This is a genomic window from Bowmanella dokdonensis, from assembly GCF_017254865.1.
Taxonomy (GTDB): Bacteria; Pseudomonadota; Gammaproteobacteria; order Enterobacterales; family Alteromonadaceae; genus Bowmanella; species Bowmanella dokdonensis.
The window spans coordinates 1-257 of sequence record NZ_JAFKCV010000455.1 but is presented as its reverse complement, the minus strand read 5'-3'; the positions used below and the strand labels follow the sequence as shown (position 1 = coordinate 257).

Here is a 257-nt window from a genome sequence, read left to right as displayed (position 1 = left end):
ACACAGAGCAGCCAGCAGCTGGAGCACAGGACTATCAACAGGTGATGGGTTTGGTGTGCCGGTCTGGGACCAGCATGGCCTGTTTTCCAGGCCGCAGAAACAACTAAGCCCACTGTTAAGTGGGCTTAGTTGTTTCTTACGAATTGGGAGCCTGGCGGTGTGCTACTCTCACATGGGGAGACCCCACACTACCATCGCCGCTATTACGTTTCACTTCTGAGTTCGGAATGGAATCAGGTGGTTCCGTAACGCTATGG

At 53.7% G+C, this 257-nt stretch carries 1 rRNA gene; it reads right to left on the bottom strand.

From position 1 onward, the window contains the following. Positions 1-149: 149 nt before the first annotated feature. Positions 150-257: ribosomal RNA gene (gene rrf, locus J0A66_RS23280) — 5S ribosomal RNA — on the bottom strand; the annotation flags it as partial.